This is a genomic window from Vibrio sp. SCSIO 43086, from assembly GCF_051132235.1.
In the GTDB taxonomy this organism is placed as follows: domain Bacteria; phylum Pseudomonadota; class Gammaproteobacteria; order Enterobacterales; family Vibrionaceae; genus Vibrio; species Vibrio diabolicus.
Genome location: NZ_CP072677.1, coordinates 1,144,618 through 1,161,882 on the forward strand (window position 1 = coordinate 1,144,618; position 17,265 = coordinate 1,161,882).

The 17,265-nt window shown below is 43.9% G+C and carries 18 protein-coding genes and 1 tRNA gene; 18 read left to right on the plus strand and 1 reads right to left on the minus strand.

The features are described from left to right. Nucleotide 1: 1 nt before the first annotated feature. From cydX to J8Z23_RS05375, 14 genes are all read left to right on the plus strand, one after another. A complete protein-coding gene (gene cydX / locus J8Z23_RS05310) occupies nucleotides 2-109 on the plus strand; it encodes a cytochrome bd-I oxidase subunit CydX (RefSeq protein ID WP_000270284.1) in 108 nt (35 codons plus the stop codon). Then, the gene (ybgE, locus tag J8Z23_RS05315; protein ID WP_046874743.1) at nucleotides 102-404 is read left to right on the plus strand and encodes a cyd operon protein YbgE; all 303 of its coding nucleotides are present in this window, start codon (nucleotides 102-104) and stop codon (nucleotides 402-404) included. Before cydX ends, ybgE begins: the two co-directional genes overlap by 8 nt. A gap of 172 nt (nucleotides 405-576) precedes the next feature. Continuing rightward, the gene (ybgC, locus tag J8Z23_RS05320; RefSeq protein ID WP_012841975.1) at nucleotides 577-996 is read left to right on the plus strand and encodes a tol-pal system-associated acyl-CoA thioesterase; all 420 of its coding nucleotides are present in this window, start codon (nucleotides 577-579) and stop codon (nucleotides 994-996) included. After that, entirely contained in the window at nucleotides 986-1,684 is a 699-nt protein-coding gene (gene tolQ / locus J8Z23_RS05325; RefSeq protein ID WP_005378301.1) for a protein TolQ, read from the plus strand. The genes ybgC and tolQ overlap by 11 nt, the downstream gene beginning before the upstream one ends. A gap of 3 nt (nucleotides 1,685-1,687) precedes the next feature. Then, the gene (locus J8Z23_RS05330; protein WP_005378298.1) at nucleotides 1,688-2,131 is read left to right on the plus strand and encodes an ExbD/TolR family protein; all 444 of its coding nucleotides are present in this window, start codon (nucleotides 1,688-1,690) and stop codon (nucleotides 2,129-2,131) included. Between the two features lie 13 nt (nucleotides 2,132-2,144). After that, entirely contained in the window at nucleotides 2,145-3,212 is a 1,068-nt protein-coding gene (tolA, locus tag J8Z23_RS05335) for a cell envelope integrity protein TolA (RefSeq protein WP_269044185.1), read from the plus strand. Between the two features lie 12 nt (nucleotides 3,213-3,224). Continuing rightward, the gene (gene tolB / locus J8Z23_RS05340) at nucleotides 3,225-4,577 is read left to right on the plus strand and encodes a Tol-Pal system beta propeller repeat protein TolB (RefSeq protein ID WP_005390758.1); all 1,353 of its coding nucleotides are present in this window, start codon (nucleotides 3,225-3,227) and stop codon (nucleotides 4,575-4,577) included. 30 nt (nucleotides 4,578-4,607) lie between these two features. Further along, nucleotides 4,608-5,132: a peptidoglycan-associated lipoprotein Pal gene (pal, locus tag J8Z23_RS05345; RefSeq protein WP_005378293.1), complete on the plus strand. Its 525-nt coding sequence runs from the start codon at nucleotides 4,608-4,610 to the stop codon at nucleotides 5,130-5,132. A 15-nt stretch (nucleotides 5,133-5,147) separates the two neighbouring features. Then, a complete protein-coding gene (gene ybgF, locus J8Z23_RS05350; RefSeq protein WP_006742904.1) occupies nucleotides 5,148-5,900 on the plus strand; it encodes a tol-pal system protein YbgF in 753 nt (250 codons plus the stop codon). A gap of 253 nt (nucleotides 5,901-6,153) precedes the next feature. Then, nucleotides 6,154-7,215, plus strand: coding sequence for a quinolinate synthase NadA (gene nadA, locus J8Z23_RS05355; RefSeq protein WP_301659854.1), 1,062 nt, complete (start codon nucleotides 6,154-6,156; stop codon nucleotides 7,213-7,215). A gap of 118 nt (nucleotides 7,216-7,333) precedes the next feature. Continuing rightward, nucleotides 7,334-8,377, plus strand: coding sequence for a potassium channel protein (locus J8Z23_RS05360; RefSeq protein WP_053807179.1), 1,044 nt, complete (start codon nucleotides 7,334-7,336; stop codon nucleotides 8,375-8,377). Then, nucleotides 8,377-8,793, plus strand: a complete 417-nt coding sequence (locus tag J8Z23_RS05365) for a DUF350 domain-containing protein (RefSeq protein ID WP_005390766.1) — start codon at nucleotides 8,377-8,379, stop codon at nucleotides 8,791-8,793. Before J8Z23_RS05360 ends, J8Z23_RS05365 begins: the two co-directional genes overlap by 1 nt. Before the next feature lie 8 nt (nucleotides 8,794-8,801). Then, nucleotides 8,802-9,371, plus strand: a complete 570-nt coding sequence (locus J8Z23_RS05370) for a DUF1190 domain-containing protein (protein WP_005390768.1) — start codon at nucleotides 8,802-8,804, stop codon at nucleotides 9,369-9,371. An 8-nt stretch (nucleotides 9,372-9,379) separates the two neighbouring features. Beyond that, the gene (locus J8Z23_RS05375) at nucleotides 9,380-10,546 is read left to right on the plus strand and encodes a glutathionylspermidine synthase family protein (protein WP_150918383.1); all 1,167 of its coding nucleotides are present in this window, start codon (nucleotides 9,380-9,382) and stop codon (nucleotides 10,544-10,546) included. Nucleotides 10,547-10,619: 73 nt separating this feature from the next. Here the strand turns inward: J8Z23_RS05375 and J8Z23_RS05380 are convergent, their stop codons facing one another. Then, the gene (locus J8Z23_RS05380; RefSeq protein WP_301659855.1) at nucleotides 10,620-11,231 is read right to left on the minus strand and encodes a YecA family protein; all 612 of its coding nucleotides are present in this window, start codon (nucleotides 11,229-11,231) and stop codon (nucleotides 10,620-10,622) included. Nucleotides 11,232-11,284: 53 nt separating this feature from the next. Here J8Z23_RS05380 and J8Z23_RS05385 point away from each other — a divergent pair, with 53 nt between their 5' ends. From J8Z23_RS05385 to J8Z23_RS05400, 4 genes are all read left to right on the plus strand, one after another. Further along, a complete protein-coding gene (locus J8Z23_RS05385; RefSeq protein WP_301659856.1) occupies nucleotides 11,285-13,705 on the plus strand; it encodes a hybrid sensor histidine kinase/response regulator in 2,421 nt (806 codons plus the stop codon). Nucleotides 13,706-14,223: 518 nt separating this feature from the next. Continuing rightward, nucleotides 14,224-14,673 carry an L-alanine exporter AlaE gene (locus J8Z23_RS05390; RefSeq protein WP_047008566.1) on the plus strand — a complete coding sequence of 150 codons (450 nt, stop codon included), beginning with the start codon at nucleotides 14,224-14,226 and terminating at the stop codon, nucleotides 14,671-14,673. Between the two features lie 144 nt (nucleotides 14,674-14,817). Further along, nucleotides 14,818-14,905: transfer RNA gene (locus J8Z23_RS05395), tRNA-Ser, on the plus strand. A 359-nt stretch (nucleotides 14,906-15,264) separates the two neighbouring features. Then, nucleotides 15,265-16,902 (plus strand): methyl-accepting chemotaxis protein, encoded by a 1,638-nt coding sequence (locus J8Z23_RS05400; protein ID WP_434635199.1) that lies wholly within the window; start codon nucleotides 15,265-15,267, stop codon nucleotides 16,900-16,902. The last annotated feature ends 363 nt before the right edge of the window (nucleotides 16,903-17,265 follow it).

Consider the following 17,265-nt stretch of genomic DNA (forward strand, 5'->3'; position numbering starts at 1 on the left):
TATGTGGTATTTCGCATGGATTCTAGGTGTACTACTTGCTTGTGCATTCGGTATCATCAACGCTCTTTGGTTAGAGCACTCAGAAATGATGGACAAAGACAGTGAGTAATCTCGCTGATAAGGTAGCGCAACTTCATGCTCCGATGGATAAGACTCTGTTAAGAGTCTTATCTCTCATCCTTGGCTTTATGCATGTAGGATTGGTGATGTGGGATCCTGAAGCTTATCATCAAGCGATTGGTGGTTTTAACTCAATCATCGCACCGGCACTGATTTGGTCTGTATGCTCAAGCATGGTTTACGGTGTGGGCTTCAAACCGAGAAACTGGTACTGGCAAGTTTTGTTTAGTCCCTATTTTTCGTTAGCTATCTTAATTTATCTAACGGCACTTTATTTCTTTTAGGCTGAAATACGCTGTAATAAAGTCGGTTACTAAATCATCGAATAAAAGCTAGGTATTTCGCCTAGCTTTTATTTTTTCTACAAATTTCAAAAATATTCCCTTAGCTCGGTACCAATTGCTGTCGCTTCAGTTATAGTAATTACTTTAAAGAATTGAATATATTGGGACTCCCTTGCAAGGCACATCAAATCTCTTTCGCTGGCCGATCACCGTGTACTATGAAGACACCGATGCGGGCGGCGTTGTATATCATTCTAATTATCTAAAATTCTTTGAGCGCGCGCGGACAGAAATGTTACGTGCTAAAGGCATTTCTCAACATGTGTTACTGGAACAAAATATCGGCTTTGTTGTCCGACACATGGATATTGATTTCAACCAAGGGGCAAGGCTGGACGAGCATTTGACAGTATTAACCCGAGTGTCAGAAATAAAACGTGCTTCCCTGCAATTCTGTCAAGAGTTGGTCAATGATCAAGGCAAGATATTGTGCAAGGCCTCTGTTAAGGTAGCATGTATCGATAATAAGAAAATGAAACCAATAGCTATTCCAACCTTTATAAATTCGGAGCTAACAAATAGTGACTGCTGATATTTCCATTTTAGATCTCTTTCTTCAGGCCAGTCTGTTGGTAAAGCTTGTGATGCTGACGTTGCTTGGCATGTCAATTGTGTCATGGGCAATGATCATCAAGCGCAGCAAAGTGCTTTCTCAAGCGTCAAAGAATGCAGAGCAGTTTGAAGATAAATTCTGGTCGGGTACTGATCTTTCTCAGCTTTACCAAAAAGTAAAAGCGCGTAAAGACGAAATTGAAGGCACAGAAGAAATTTTTTACGCAGGTTTCACGGAGTTTGCTCGTCTACGTAAGAGCAACGCAAACTCACCAGCGTACATTATGGAAGGCACTGGCCGCGCAATGCGCGTTGCTGTCTCTCGTGAAGTTGATGAACTAGAAACAAGCTTACCGTTCTTAGCGACAGTCGGTTCTATCAGTCCTTACATCGGCCTATTTGGTACCGTTTGGGGCATCATGCACGCTTTTATTGCGTTGGGAGAAGTAAAACAAGCTACGTTGTCTATGGTTGCACCGGGTATCGCCGAGGCATTGATCGCGACAGCGATGGGTCTATTTGCGGCTATTCCGGCTGTAATGGCCTACAACCGCCTAAGCAATAAAGTGAGCAAACTAGAGCACACTTACGCAACATTCTCTGAAGAATTCCATAGCATCCTTCATCGTCAAGCGATGGCTGGCCGAGACAGCGCGGATAAGGAATAAAGCATGGCGGGTTATCAACCTAAAAAGCGAAAAATGACAGCGGAGATCAACGTTGTTCCGTACATTGACGTAATGCTCGTACTGTTGATCATTTTTATGGCGACCGCTCCATTTGTGACTCAAGGCGTCGACGTTGATCTTCCGAAAACATCGACCGCAGAATCTATGCAAGACCTTGCTGGCGAGACTGACAGTAGCTTTATTATCATCGAAATTGATAGCGAGGGTAATTTAGGCCTAAGCGTAAATGATGAAGAAGTTCAGCGAGGTTTGTCGTTGCAAGATGTTATTGTGCGAGTGAAAGCGGAGCGAGAGGTTAAGCCAGATTCACCAGTTGCGGTAGGTGGCGACGCGGCAACACCATATGCCGATGTTGTTCTATTACTGGATGAACTAAGTCGAGCTGGTATCCCTAAGGTAGGTCTAATGACCGATATCAGGGAATAGACATCAATTATCTATGAAAGATCACAAGAAGAAACCCAACCAATACGCCAAACCGATAGCAATATCGATTGGCTTGCATGCAATTCTAGTTGCAGCCCTGCTTTGGGGGACGGACTTCAACATGTCTAAACCAGAGCCTACAGGGCAAATGGTTCAAGCTGTTGTCATCGATCCAAAACTTGTGCAGCAACAAGCGAAAGAAATTCGCCAGCAACGCGAAAAGGCAGCAAAAAAAGAACAAGAGCGTCTTGATAAACTGAGACGCGAAGCGGAGCAGCTAGAAAAAAACCGTAAAGCTGAAGAAGAGCAAATTCGCAAGTTGAAAGAACAGCAAGCGAAAGATGCTCAAGCGGCACGAGAAGCAGAAGCAGCACGTAAGAAAAAAGAGCAAGAGCGCAAGCAGGAAGAAGAACGCGTTCGCAAAGAAAAAGAGCGAGCTGCTAAGCTAGAGAAAGAGCGTAAGGCAAAAGAAGAAGCTGTGCGTAAAGCTGAGCAGGAGCGTTTAGCGAAAGAAGCGGCTATAGCAAAAGCTGAGCAAGAACGTCTAGCTCGTGAAAAGGCGGCAAAAGAAGCGGAAGAAAAAGCACGTCGTGAGCGTGAAGCCGCTGAAAAAGCTGAACAAGAGCGCATCGCAAAAGAGAAAGCGGCAAAAGAGGCGGCAGAGCGAGAGCGCAAAGCGAGAGAAGCTGCGGAACGTGCAGAGCGCGAGCGTAAAGCGCAAGAAGCCGCGCTAGATGATATTTTTGCAGGCCTTGAGGATGAGGTTAGTAAAAATAGTGCTGCTCGAAATCAATTTATTGACGACGAACTTTCTCGAATGTCATCCATCTATACTCAAAATATTCAGCAAAAGTTGATTAAGGATGACTACTTGCTGGGAAAGGAGTGTAGGGTAAACATCAAATTGATTCCGACAGGAACTGATATGATGGTCTCTGGTGTTACCGTTTTGAGTGGCGATACTCGAGTATGTGCAGCGGCGAAGCGAGCGATAGCTCAGGTAGGGACGTTCCCTAAATCTTCAGAAGCTGCGGTAAACGAAAGACTAAAAGACATCAACATAACTGTTGCTTTGGACTAAAAGGAATAAGACGTGATTAGACGCCTTTTACTAGGAATGTTTGTACTGTTTAGCAGTATGACAAATGTGGCGAATGCCGCATTAGAGTTGGTCATTACCGATGGTATTGATTCAGCACGACCAATTGCTGTTGTTCCGTTTAAGTGGGAGGGCACTCAAGCGCTTCCAACGGATATTTCTGCTGTTATTGCCTCGGATTTGCAACGCAGTGGTAAGTTCAGCCCCGTTCCAACGAGCAAGATGCCACAAACTCCGTTCAGTGAATCAGAAGTCAATTTTGATGCCTGGACTAATTTAGGTGTAGATGCTCTGCTGACTGGCTCAATCAAACAAAATGCTCAAGGTGATTACGTTATCAACTACCAACTTGTTGATATTGTGCGTGGCCAGCTAACGGGCGGGAAAAGTAAAGCGCTTGGTAGCGATGGCGAATTAGTACTGTCAAAAGATCATGTGCTGTTCAATAAGGTCGCGACCGTTCAAGGCCCTCGCATGCGTGAGTACGCTCACCGCATCTCTGATTTGGTGTATGAGCAGTTAACGGGTGACCGTGGTGCCTTCATGACCCGTATTGCATACGTGGTGGTGAATGATAAAGACCGTTTCCCTTACCAACTTCGTGTGGCTGATTACGATGGTTACAACGAGCGCTTGGTTTTACGTTCTAAGCAACCATTAATGTCACCAGCATGGTCGCCAGATGGTAAAAAGCTTGCGTATGTTAGCTTCCAAAATGGTCAAGCAGAAATCTTTATCATGAACATCTACACCGGTGAGCGTGAGAAGATTACTTCATACCCACGTCATAATGGTGCGCCAAGATTTTCGCCTGACGGCAATAAGTTAGCGATTGTTCTCTCTAAGACAGGCTCGCTTCATGTTTACACGTTCGATCTTAACACTCGCAAGCTGACGCAAATTACGCGTGGCAGATCAAATAATACTGAACCGTTCTGGCATCCAGATGGAAAATCGTTGATTTTCACATCGGATAGGGGTGGTAAACCACAGATTTATCAAGTAAATTTGGGCAGCGGTTCTATTGACCGTTTGACTTGGCAAGGCAGCCAAAATTTGGGTGGCCAGATTACTCCTGATGGGCGATTCCTAGTAATGGTGAACCGCAGCAACGCAGGATTTAACTTGGCGAAACAAGATTTGGAAACTGGTGCTCTTCAAGTCTTAACTAAGACCTTGCTTGATGAGTCTCCTAGTATTGCCCCAAACGGTGGCATGGTTGTGTATAGCTCGATTTACAACAAGAAAAACGTACTATCGATGGTGTCAATTGATGGTCGATTCAAAGCTAGATTACCGGCAACAAATGGGCGTGTTAGAGCGCCTGCATGGTCACCGTTTTTGTAGTAATAAGTTTGATTAATAAAGGAAAATAAGATGCAACTGAACAAGGTTCTAAAAGGGCTACTAATCGCGCTTCCTGTAATGGCTGTTACAGCGTGTAGTTCAAGCGACGACGCTGCTTCTAACACTGGTGCAGCAACAAACAACAATGGCGCAGTTGAAACAACAGTAGCTACGCCAATTGATCAAAGCGGTCAGCTAACAGAGCAAGAGCTAAAAGAGCAAGCGCTACGTGAAACTCAAACAATCTACTTTGCTTTTGATAACTCAACAATTGCAGCAGATTACGAAGAGATGCTTGCAGCTCATGCTTCTTACCTAAGCAAGAACCCAGCTCTTAACGTGACTATCGAAGGTCACGCTGATGAGCGTGGTACTCCTGAGTACAACATCGCTCTTGGTGAGCGTCGTGCACAAGCAGTAGCGAACTACCTGCAAGCACTAGGTGTTCAAGCTGACCAAATCTCAATCGTTAGCTACGGTGAAGAGAAGCCACTTCTTCTAGGTCAATCAGATGAAGTTTACGCTAAGAACCGTCGCGCGGTTCTAGTATACTAATTCGAGGTAATCCTCATGTTCAGTAACACTAAGCGCGCTGTTGCGCTTACGTTACTGGCAAGTGCAGCGAACTTTGCGTTCGCTGCACCAGCTCCAGTATCCGATCTCAACAGCACATCATCCGTCTCTAAAAGCCGTTCATCTGAAACGGAGGTAGAGCGTCTAGAGCGCTTGCTACAAAACCGCAATCGCGTTCAGCTCCAAATGCAACAGCAAATTGACCAAATGTCACAAGAGATCAGTGAATTACGTGGTCAATTAGAGCGAAATAGCTACGAAATGAAGCAAATGTTGCAACGTCAACGAGAGTTGTTTGTCGAGCTAGATCGTGTGCGTGGAGAAATCAAATCCGCGCCTGCGCAAGAAGCGAAACCGGCTAAAACAGGTGGTCAGTATACGCCAAATGTTGATGAGCAAACGGCATACCAAAATGCAGTCGACCTCATTCTCAAGAAACGTGACTACACTGGCGCAATTGCAGCGTTCCAGCAGTTCCAGAAAGATTATCCTGACTCCACATACTCAGCGAACTCTCACTATTGGCTAGGCCAATTGTACTTCGCTAAGAAGCAGGACAAAGATGCTGTAAAGAGCTTTGCTGCGGTGGTGTCTTATAAAGACTCCAATAAGCGAGCCGATGCTTTGCTCAAGTTAGGTGAAATCGCTGAGCGTAATAACAATGCAGCTCAAGCGAAAAAGTACTACCAACAAGTGGTTGATGAATACCCAGGTAGTGCATCTGCAAAACTTGCCAGCTCTAAGCTGTAAGACGTTATGTTTTAAAAAGGAAGCTTCGGCTTCCTTTTTCTTTTCCGTTTCTTTATCGGTGGTGATCGAATAAATCGAGAGGAATGGCATCGAGCCTTTTATCCCCATCTTGCAACGGATCCTTTCAATCAGAAATGCTACCTGTAACAAAGATATACGGCTAGATAGCTAGAAATCCCCGCGACAAGTTGGTTTTTGAAAATTAACGAGGTTACAATACTCGGATTAAAGGAAGTTGCGTAGAGCAAGAGCAATGAGCCATATATTAGATAAAATCGACACTGTTTACCCATTCCCACCGAAGCCAGTTCCATTAAGCGAAGAAGAAAAAGCGTCTTACATTGAGCGCATTAAAAAGCTGCTAAAAGAAAAGGATGCGGTACTTATCGCACACTACTATACCGATCCTGAGATTCAAGCCCTAGCGGAAGAAACGGGTGGTTTTGTTGGTGACTCGTTGGAAATGGCGAAGTTTGGTAATCGTCATCCTGCAAGCACACTGATCATTGGCGGTGTTCGCTTTATGGGCGAGTCGGCCAAAATCCTAACACCAGAAAAGCGAATTCTAATGCCAACGTTGGAAGCGGAATGTTCGCTCGATCTTGGCTGTCCAGCGGATAAGTTCAGTAAGTTCTGTGATGCTCACCCTGATCACACGGTTGTGGTTTATGCAAATACGTCTGCCGCAGTTAAAGCTCGTGCCGATTGGGTCGTTACATCAAGCATTGCGCTTGAAATCGTGGAACACTTAGACGCTGAAGACAAGCCAATCATCTGGGGACCAGACCGTCACCTAGGGTCGTACATCGCTAATAAAACTGGCGCAGACATGCTGCTATGGCAAGGTGAGTGTGTGGTTCATGATGAGTTCTCTGCTGATGCGCTACGCAAAATGAAGAGCGTGTATCCAGATGCGGCTATTTTGGTTCACCCTGAATCACCAGCAAGCGTGGTTGAACTTGCCGATGCCGTTGGATCAACGAGTCAGTTGATCAAAGCAGCGAAAGCGCTTCCTCACAAACAAATGATCGTTGCTACAGACAAAGGCATTTTCTTTAAAATGCAGCAACTTGTGCCAGAGAAAGAACTTATCGAAGCTCCAACCGCAGGTGCTGGCGCAACATGTCGTAGCTGCGCACACTGCCCTTGGATGGCAATGAACGGTTTGAAAGCGATAGAGAAAGCGCTTAGCGAAGGCGGTGAAGAACACGAGATCTTTGTTGATGAAGAATTGCGTGTTAAATCGCTCATTCCGTTAAATCGCATGTTGGACTTTGCTGAGCAGCTAAATATGCAAGTGAAAGGTAATGCTTAAAAAGTAGGCGTAACTGAAAGTAAATCTCAAAAACCAGCCGAATATGGCTGGTTTTTTTGTGTCTTACTATCAATGAGTTACTATTGATACAATCAATGAATATCGAGGTTATAAATTTATGGCGGTGTGGTTAGTAGTTAAAAAGTGGCTTAGTTCACACCTTTTTAAATTGAGCAACCGAAGTCTTCTCATCTTTAGTGGCTTGTATGTGAGCCTTTCATGGGGACTGCTCGTTCTCGCTGGTGAAACCGCATTAACAGACAGCTTCTCTAACTTTATCTATTACCTTATGGTTACGGCGAGTACGGTTGGCTATGGCGATCATTCTCCAGTGACAGATTTGGGTAAATGGGTTGTTGTTCTGTTTGTGATCCCAGGCGGTTTGAGCCTATTCGCTGCATTATTGGGACGTGTCGCTGGAGCAGCGATGGATTACTGGCGAGCGGGTATTTTAGGAAAACGGAGAGTAAGAGTGGAAAACCATATTGTATTGTTGGGTTGGAATGGATCGAGAACGATGCACCTTATTCGCATGTTACAACATGAAGAAGAGGGGAAGCGTCCGATTGTTTTATGCAGCCGTTCAGAAATAGAAAACCCGTTGCCAGGCGAGATCAGTTTTATCAAAGTGACCAGCTACACGGATTCGCAAGAGATGAAAAACGCCAATATTGCTGAAGCAGCTTGCGTTATTGTTGATAACCTCTCGGACGATATTACGCTGTCAGCCGCGCTGTACTGCGCTTCTGTGAATCCTTCCGCACATTTGGTCGCTTACTTTAAAGATGAGGCGTTAGGCCGTCTTTTAAGTCAACACTGTCCTAAAGCGGAATGCATACCTGCAGTTGGCGCAGAAATGTTGGCAAAAGCGGCGGTAGATCCAGGCTCAAGTGCACTTCACCAAGAGCTATTAGCTTCAACACGGGGTATGACTCAATACTCGGTCATTTATCCTGAAAGGCTGCCAGTAACTACTGTTGAGAGTCTCTTCGTTTTTCTCAAAAGACGTCATCATGCCACGCTAATTGCTTTTGACATTGGCCATGGTATCCAACTCAACCCAGATTTAGATGCAGAAGTACCACCGAGTACCAAGCTGTTTTACATTGCAGATGAACGTATTGAAGATTTTGCATGGAAAGAAATGAACAAGGAACAATAATGCACATGATTGCTGACCTGTTAGCAGGTTTTCCCAATTTTTTACTCTATTTTTCTGTTTCTATTATTTTCGTTTTGGCGTTTAAGTTCATCTACGTCAAGCTTACGCCTTACGATGAATGGCACCTGATCAAAGAAAAGCAAAATACAGCGGCAGCGATTGCACTAAGTGGCGCATTTCTTGGTTATTGTATTGCGATTTCGGGGGCTGCAAAAAACTCAGTCAACATTGTCGATTTTATGGTGTGGGGCGTTGTTGCAATGCTGGCGCAGATCATTGCATTTGCGATTGTACGTTTTGTTTTACTTCCAAAAGTGACTGAGCGTATCGAAAAAGATGAGCTGCCTGCCGGTATTGTATTAGCGGCTGTTTCTATATCGGTCGGTGTATTAAATGCCGCTTGTATGACGTACTAGGAGGGACGATGAAGCGGAGTTCTAACGTTAAACGTTCTTCCATGGACAAAAGTTTAAAGCTTGGGAAAATTATTCCCTTTGCTGCTTTTGGCGGTATTTTCTTCTTTGCGACACAAGAATCGAAAACCGAAGGCTACATTTTTTCTGACGCTGATGAATGTAAATCAAACTCGCCAGAGTTCAGTGAGCAGTGTGACATTGCTTATCAAGAAGCTTTGGCTCGCGCCGAACGAAATGCCCCTCGCTACAACAATGAGTTCGAATGTGAAAATGATTTTTACGAAGACGATTGTTACTACAGTTCCAGTTCCCGAGCTTATGTGCCTCACTTTGGGGGCTTCTTTTACAGTCGAGCACTGAGCGGTTTGAAAGGTTACAACAAGAGCTATTACTCTGAACCAATGTATCGCTATAAATCCAAATTCTATAATGGTGCCGGACAATTTTTTGGTTCCTATCGTAATCAGCCGACGAAGGTTGCGACCAGTAACCTAAATAAACGTGGTGGCGGAACTATTGGTAGAGCAATGTCTCGAGGCGGGTTTGGTAAAGCGGTATCGGTCAGCCGAGGCGGTTAATAAGCACTATGTTTCGACGAGAAATACAAGAACGAGAAAACTGGCGTGATTTAGCACGCCAGTTTGGTTTTGGCTTCCATTCCATGTATGACCAACCGTATTGGGATGAGAGTGCTTACTATCAATTCACGCTTGAGCAAATAGAGAACGATATTGAAGCGCCCACTGAAGAGCTGCATCAGATGTGTCTGGCTATTGTGGATGAAGTAGTTCGGAGTGAGAGGTTGCTGACGCAATGTGCGATCCCTGAATTTATGTGGGAGCAGGTTGCTTCTTCGTGGCACCGAAATGAACCCTCACTCTATTCGCGTCTGGATTTTGCATACAACGGAACTTCGCCAGCTAAGTTACTGGAGAACAATGCGGATACGCCGACCAGCCTGTTTGAAACGGGTTTTTGGCAGTGGGTGTGGTTAGAGGATGTTGTAAATAAAGGTCTAATTCACCAGAGCGCGGATCAATTCAACATTCTTCAAGATTTTTTGATTGAGCGTTTTTCCGAGATAGCCAAATATCAACCCGGGCAAACCCTTCACTTTAGCTGCTGCAAATACACTGAAGAAGATAAAGGGACTGTCCAGTATTTAGAAGATTGCGCGCGCGAAGCTGGGTTAGCGACGGCGTTTGTTTATGTCGAAGATATTGGTGCGACGGAAGATGGTCAGTTCGTGGATGCAGATGACAGAGCGATTCGTTGGATGTTCAAGCTTTATCCGTGGGAGTTTATGTTTGAAGAGGAATATGCGAAATACTTAGCGACCGCGAAAGTGAATTGGTTAGAACCCATGTGGAAGTCGATTCTATCCAACAAAGCACTTTTACCGTTATTGTGGGAGCGCTTTCCGAATCATCCTAATCTTTTACCTGCCTATTTTGCTAACGATTCAAAAGCGAACGGTTTGAAAGACTATGTAATCAAACCACTATTCTCTCGAGAAGGCGCAAATATTGAGATCGTCAAAGGTGGGAAACGCATACTCAAAACGGCAGGGCCTTATGAATCTAAATTCAATATCGTCCAGCAGTATCGTCCGTTACCCAAGTTTGGGCAAAGCCATACGTTAATTGGCAGTTGGCTAGTCAACGATAGAGCCGCTGGGATTTCGATTCGGGAAGACACTAGCTTAGTCACGCAAGATATGGCGCGATATATTCCACATGTGATTTTAACATGATCAAAAAAGCTCTCCATCCAGAGAGCTTTTGTCTATTCAGCGGTTCAATCTTGATGGTCGACAGCGTTGTGTCTTATTGTTCTTCAGCTAATACAACACCGCGCTGAGTAAGACCACATAGCATCACTGGCATGGCATTGAAGATCTCTTCAAACTGTTCTAAGCCTTCCATGCCTTGTTCTGCCAATGTTTCAATGGTCGTTTCTGGATCGTAAAGCATCGTAAGAGAAAGCAAAACACCGCCGAGCAGAGCATTATCTTCGCTGTCCTCTGGCATTAGCGTTTCCCAGTCATCACGAGCAAGTTGCCAACCTTGTAATACACCTTCACAGAAATCACGGGTCTGGCTTGTTACAATATCTTGTTCATCTAACGCGCATCCTTCAGGCCACTGCCAAGATCCTTCTAGAAGAGCAGGACGAGTTTGGTTCCACATTTGCACAATCTCATCAATGTATTGCTCTAATTGCTCACCGTCAGTAAATGGCGCTGTTTCTTCACCACCCCATAAGAATGGCAACCACTCTTGAGGCATTAATACGTTTGGCGCTGCAGCCATCGCTGTTACAAAGCCTTGAGTTTTTGCTAGGTTTAGTAGTTTACCGTCAAGTTCTGGGAGAGAAAGGATGTCTTGTAGTTTCAAAATAGAATACCATTTGTTAATGGGCTGGTTGATTGCGCTCATCTTACCAATCAATTTGTGATAAATCGATATTAGGGAATGATTCACAGACATCTATGGAAATTCGCTCATCACTTAGAAAAAAAAGCATTCTCGCCCTGACACTGTACCTGTGTTTCTTTATCGCAACGATTGGTTCTGTTGCCTATTTGGTTGTCGAGCCTCCGGTTAGGCAAAAGCTGGAGCAAAACCTAGAGTTACGCACCCAACTGCTTGCACTAGAGATTAAAGAGCCTCTCCTTAGCTCTACTGGTGTATTGAGCAGCCTAGCAGGACTCGCCCAGGGGACTGAAAAAATTCAATCTCTCAACACGACAATTCCGCATATTCTCCAATTGAGTGATGAGATGCTCGTCAGTGGTGGCGTATGGCCTAAACCAGAACTCAAAGCTGAACAATGGCGATATAAAAGCCTATTCTTCAACAAAAACAGTGATGGCGGTATTGACCAAATTCACTCCTACAATAATCCTGAATCTGGCGGCTATGATAATGAACCATGGTATAAGGCAGCTGCTGACGCGCCAGTTGGTTCTGTGAGTTGGTCTACGGTTTATATCGACACTTTTACTCAGGTTCAGATGATTACTGCGTCTTCCCCATATTATCAAAACGGTCAATTCGCTGGCGTTGTAACGGTAGACTTATCGCTTGATGCACTTTTTCAGTTTATTCGAGAGCACACGAACCTGCACTCTTTAGGTGTGGTGGTTCGCGATGCTGACTCGAACGTGATTATTGAGCACAACTTCCAACTAACAGACGAAATTTATGTCAGTGAGCTTGATTTTGGAGAGTTCGATTGGCGCATGGAAGTTGTCAACGCGAAAGCTAAAGTAGCCGATCAAGTGTTTGAACAAGTCATGAGTGTTGAGGGGAGGATCATTCCATTCTTACTCTTGTGTGTACTGGTCGGGTATTACTTGCTGAATCGTTACATTGTCGAACCGATTGTCCTTATTGCGGCTAAGATTGATGACTCGAAAACTGGCGGGATCATAGACATTGATTACGATAGCGAAGATGAAATTGGACAGCTCATCGAGAAGTTCAATGAAAAAACCATCTATCTAGAGCAAGAGAGAATAAAAGCCCAGGCTTCGACAAACGCTAAAACGGCATTTTTAGCCACATTATCCCATGAGATTCGTACGCCAATGAACGGTGTATTAGGAACCGCTCAGATATTGTTAAAAACGCCACTCACCGATGATCAACGTAAGCACCTGAGAACACTTTATGACTCAGGTGATCATATGATGACGTTACTTAATGAGATTTTAGATTACTCAAAAATTGAGCAAGGACATGTTGAATTCGAAAATACGCCTTTCCCCATTGAGTCGATCATCGGCAGCATAAAAAGTGTTTATCAAACACTATGTGCAGAAAAAGGTCTTCGTTTTAGAGTCGTGTCTCATTTACCAACAGGGCGCTGGTACAACAATGACAAAGCCCGTCTGCGCCAAGTATTGTTTAACCTACTAAACAACGCTGTCAAGTTCACCGACCGAGGCATCGTAGAGGTAGAGCTGACCGAGAAATCGAGCAAGGCAGGTACCAAGCTTATTCTCGCGGTGAAAGATACGGGGATCGGTATTTCTCAAGAAGCGCAAAAACGCATTTTCCGTCCTTTTGAACAAGCGGAGTCCTCGACGACGAGGCGGTTTGGTGGGACAGGGCTTGGTTTAGCGATAGTAAAAGAAATTGCCGAGCATATGGGAGGTCATGTGATTGTGCAGAGTCAAGAGAATGTCGGGACAACCTTTACCGTCGAGATCGCGCTTACGCCTTGTGAGCCTGGGAAAGTGGAAGCAGTCAATGCACATAAGCTGAATTGCAAAGGTTTGAAAGCGCTCATTGTCGAAGACAACCGAACAAATGCAATCATTATGGAAACTTTCCTAAGAGCCAAAGGCTTTGAGTGCACAAGTGTTGAAAATGGTCAGCTTGCCGTCGATGAGGTGGCCGTTCAGTCATTTGATTTGATATTAATGGACAATCATATGCCTGTTCTTGATGGTGTTGGGGCGATATCAGCCATTCGAGCGATGAGTTCGCCTGTAAAGTCGGTACTGATCTTTGGCTGCACAGCGGATGTATTCAAAGAAACACAAGAGCGCATGATAAATGTAGGAGCCGACCACATAATTGCGAAACCAATTGTGGAGTCTGAATTAAATGATGCGTTATATCTCCATGCAGCACGGTTATACCAATACCAGTCGGACTTTGGTGATAATACAACGGATATCCTTGATGCGGAAAAGTGGCTACTAAACTTCTATGTTGCTCTAGATAATGGTCATCTCAACGAAGCGCTAGAGGCTATTTCAGCGATTATTGCTCAAGTCACCCCAGATGCTAATAAAGACGTTTCTTTAGTTGCCGAGCGAATAAGGCGTAACTTAAAGCGTCAGCAGTCTCCAAACCAAGATGATATCGACACATTAACGCTCTTGCTCGCATCATCATAGCTTAATCCATATAGCGCGATTCAACGCAATCATGAATTGTCTTTACTCTTCATACCTAACCTTAGCTGAATCGTCTGTTTTTTCCTTACTTTCAATGAGCTTAGCGCTGCTGTTGGATTCTGTCATAAGAGAAACGGTGCGGCTCTAAGTTGCGCTCGCATCGGGAATACTCTGAATTTTTACAACTCAGTAGCATAAGTTATTAGAATGATCGTTTATTCCCCGAACTTTATCCTAACCTTCCATCCAAACAATCACTTATCCCACTTTTTGTGTAAGTTAAATCCGTATTTTTCTACCATTTTTACGTCATTTTAAGCGTGTTTAGTTGTTAGTGGTGAAAAAAACTACTTTTATTTTAAAAAATGGTTATAAATTTACAACTTGATTTCAAATACAGTGCCATGCGCTGCTTTTTATGTGATTTAATTGTCTTATTAACTGGTCATGTGTTTGTTTGATGGTTGATAGTTTTATTTTGTTTATTGTTGGTAGTATTTAATTTTAGGGGTTGGTTAATGAAGTCTCGTGGACCATTTTGTATTCGTCACGCCGCAGCGGATACCTTTGCTATGGTTGTTTTTTGCTTTATCACAGGGATGATTGTCGAGATTTTGATTTCAGGGATGACGTTTGAGCAATCTTTAGCATCACGTACACTATCTATTCCAGTGAATATTGCTATTGCTTGGCCGTATGGCGTTTTTCGTGATTGGGTACTACGTCAGGGTAACAAGGTATCGCCGTCTTCATTTATGAAAAACGTATCTGATCTGGTCGCTTATGTGCTTTTTCAGTCTCCAGTTTATGCGGGAATTTTATTCGCAGTTGGTGCGTCTACAGACCAAATAGTGACCGCGGTGACAAGTAACGCCATTATTTCTTGCGGTATGGGTGTGTTGTATGGGTACTTCTTGGACATGTGCCGCCGTTGGTTCCGTGTTCCCGGTTATTCTCAAGGCATCTAAATGCCCCAGTTTTGCTCAATTTAGTTACTTAGTGAGCAATCGAGTGGAAAAGGGCGCTTTTTTTTATGTTTAGCCTTGACCATCAGGCACATAATCATTAAATTAGCGCCTCGTTAGCCAATGATGCTAACCAAAAATTGATTCGGTGAGTTGTCCGAGTGGCTGAAGGAGCACGCCTGGAAAGTGTGTATACGGCAACGTATCGAGAGTTCGAATCTCTCACTCACCGCCACATTTAAGCCCTAGCAGAAATGCTGGGGCTTTTTCGTATTACGCGACAAGTTCAATCCCAGAGCTGTATATCGTATTGATTCTCAATTACTCATTGAGTCGGCAAGCCCTTCAAAAAGCCTCCTTTTTTATTCATCTTTTGTTACACATTTTCCGTACAGGTAGTGCGTTTTTATTCGCATGTTGTGATGAGCGTTCCTTATTAAATTTTCCATAAAATCAATTAATTGTTGAAATTAGAACGCTTGTCAAAAAGTCATCAGATATCATGTTTAATAGAGTCTTTTACCTAATGGGATACTCTATTTGTTTGATATAATTTCTGGCAGTTTGTATACCATAATTAAAGAGAGTCTATTCATGTTCCAGAACTTAACGATCAAGCAGAAGATAGTGATTCCGCTGTCACTGATTATTGGATTGTTTATTGTGAGCTCTGTATTAAACGTTATGACAAGTTGGAAACAATCTGAGTTGAGTGAAACACTTAACGAACAGATAGTGCCGAACTTATTAACGATTGAGGATGCTTACCGCGATCTTTACCAAGCTACATCTGCAATCCAAGGTGTTGCTCTTTCTGATACTCAAACCGATATTGACCACCACATCGGTGAATACAAAGACAACGCATACAAGGCGCTGCCTCGTATGGAGAAAATGATTGAGCTATCGCAAGCTGGCGTGATGCCTTCTTCGCACGGTAATGAAGTGAGAAAGCTTGTCTCCCTAGGTGAAAAATGGTTGGCGAGTTATGAAGCGATGTTGGGTTTACCTCAATCACAATGGCTTGGTTACTACAACGAACACAAACACACCTTTGAAAATCAGTTTATCGAGGTAAGAGCGCAACTTAATGTTGTGAAAGATGCGATAGAAGAAAAACAAAGCTTATTGAAAGATGAAATCTCAGCAGCCGCAACAAGAGCTCAGGTAATTCTTGAAGCGGGCATTGTGATTGTTATTCTGGCCGCTATTGCGATGGCATTTTTGTTGTTGCAAACCGTCGTGAAGCCTATCAACGATATCAAAAATGCGATGACAGAAATTGCTTCTGGTGAAGGTGATTTAAGCCAGCGAATCGATGTGAAAACACAAGACGAAATTGGCAATTTAGCGAACGCGTTTAATCAGTTTGTGTCTAAAATCCAAGCGACAGTTTCTCAAGTAATTGAAAGTTCGAATACCTTGCGTAATGAGATGGAAAATCTTAGCTCGTTGACCACGACCATCGCGAACTCGACCGTTTCACAGCAAAAAGACAGCGAGGCGGTAGCGGCGGCAGTGCATGAAATGCAAGTCACCAGCAGAAATGTCAGCGATAGCGCTAACGAAGCTGCGGTTGCGAGCCAAACAGCGAATGATGAACTTACCAATACCAATATTATTTTGGATCAAACCGTTAGCTCAATTCGTAGCCTCGCAAGTGAAATCGAAAGTGCAAGCCACGTCATTAACACATTGGATCATGATGTGAGTAACATTGCTTCTGTATTGGATGTCATTCGTGGTATCGCAGAGCAAACGAACTTATTGGCGCTTAACGCAGCGATTGAAGCGGCTCGTGCAGGAGAACAAGGGCGAGGCTTTGCTGTTGTCGCAGATGAGGTCCGCTCGTTAGCCAGTCGCACACAACAGAGCACGGGTGAAATCCAAACCATGATTGAAAAGCTACAATCTGGTGCGGGACAAGCCGTAGAAGTGATGCGTGGTAGCCAAAATAGCAGTGATGAAACAATTCAATCGGCAGGGAGAGCGAGTCAATCCCTTTCTGAAATCTTAAACGCGATTTCACGTATGAACGAGATGAACACACACATTGCAACGGCTGCAAGCCAGCAAAGTACGGTAAGTGACGAAGTAAATAGCAACGTACAAGGCATTGCAGATAGCAGTACATCTATTGTGGAAATCGTCAACCAAGCGCAAGCATCTTTAGCCATGTTATCAGAGCAAACCCAGCGCTTAGATCATCAGGTTAGTCAGTTCAAAGTATAAGCTTGAGAACTGCAGTCTCACTGACGAAATAACCCGCTTCTGAGCGGGTTATTTTTTAGATAAGGGTCGAACCTGACTTGTGAAGGCTCGACTATATTTACATTCCTCTTTTACTTAACTTTGTATACCAGAGGTGCAAATAATCCTAGACAGCGGTGACAAACTCTGTACAGCGTGATGATGCTTTTATCATCACTTTTGCTGCTTTTTAACCATTGCAATTGCTCACAGGAAAGTGTGATTTCCAACCCAAAATCTTCAAATTTGAGAACTTCATTACACCTTTACCATAAACGTTTTTCGTAAGCGTATAGAACTGTAAATTTTGTTGTATGTACAACACTGGGTAATTATCATCCTAAT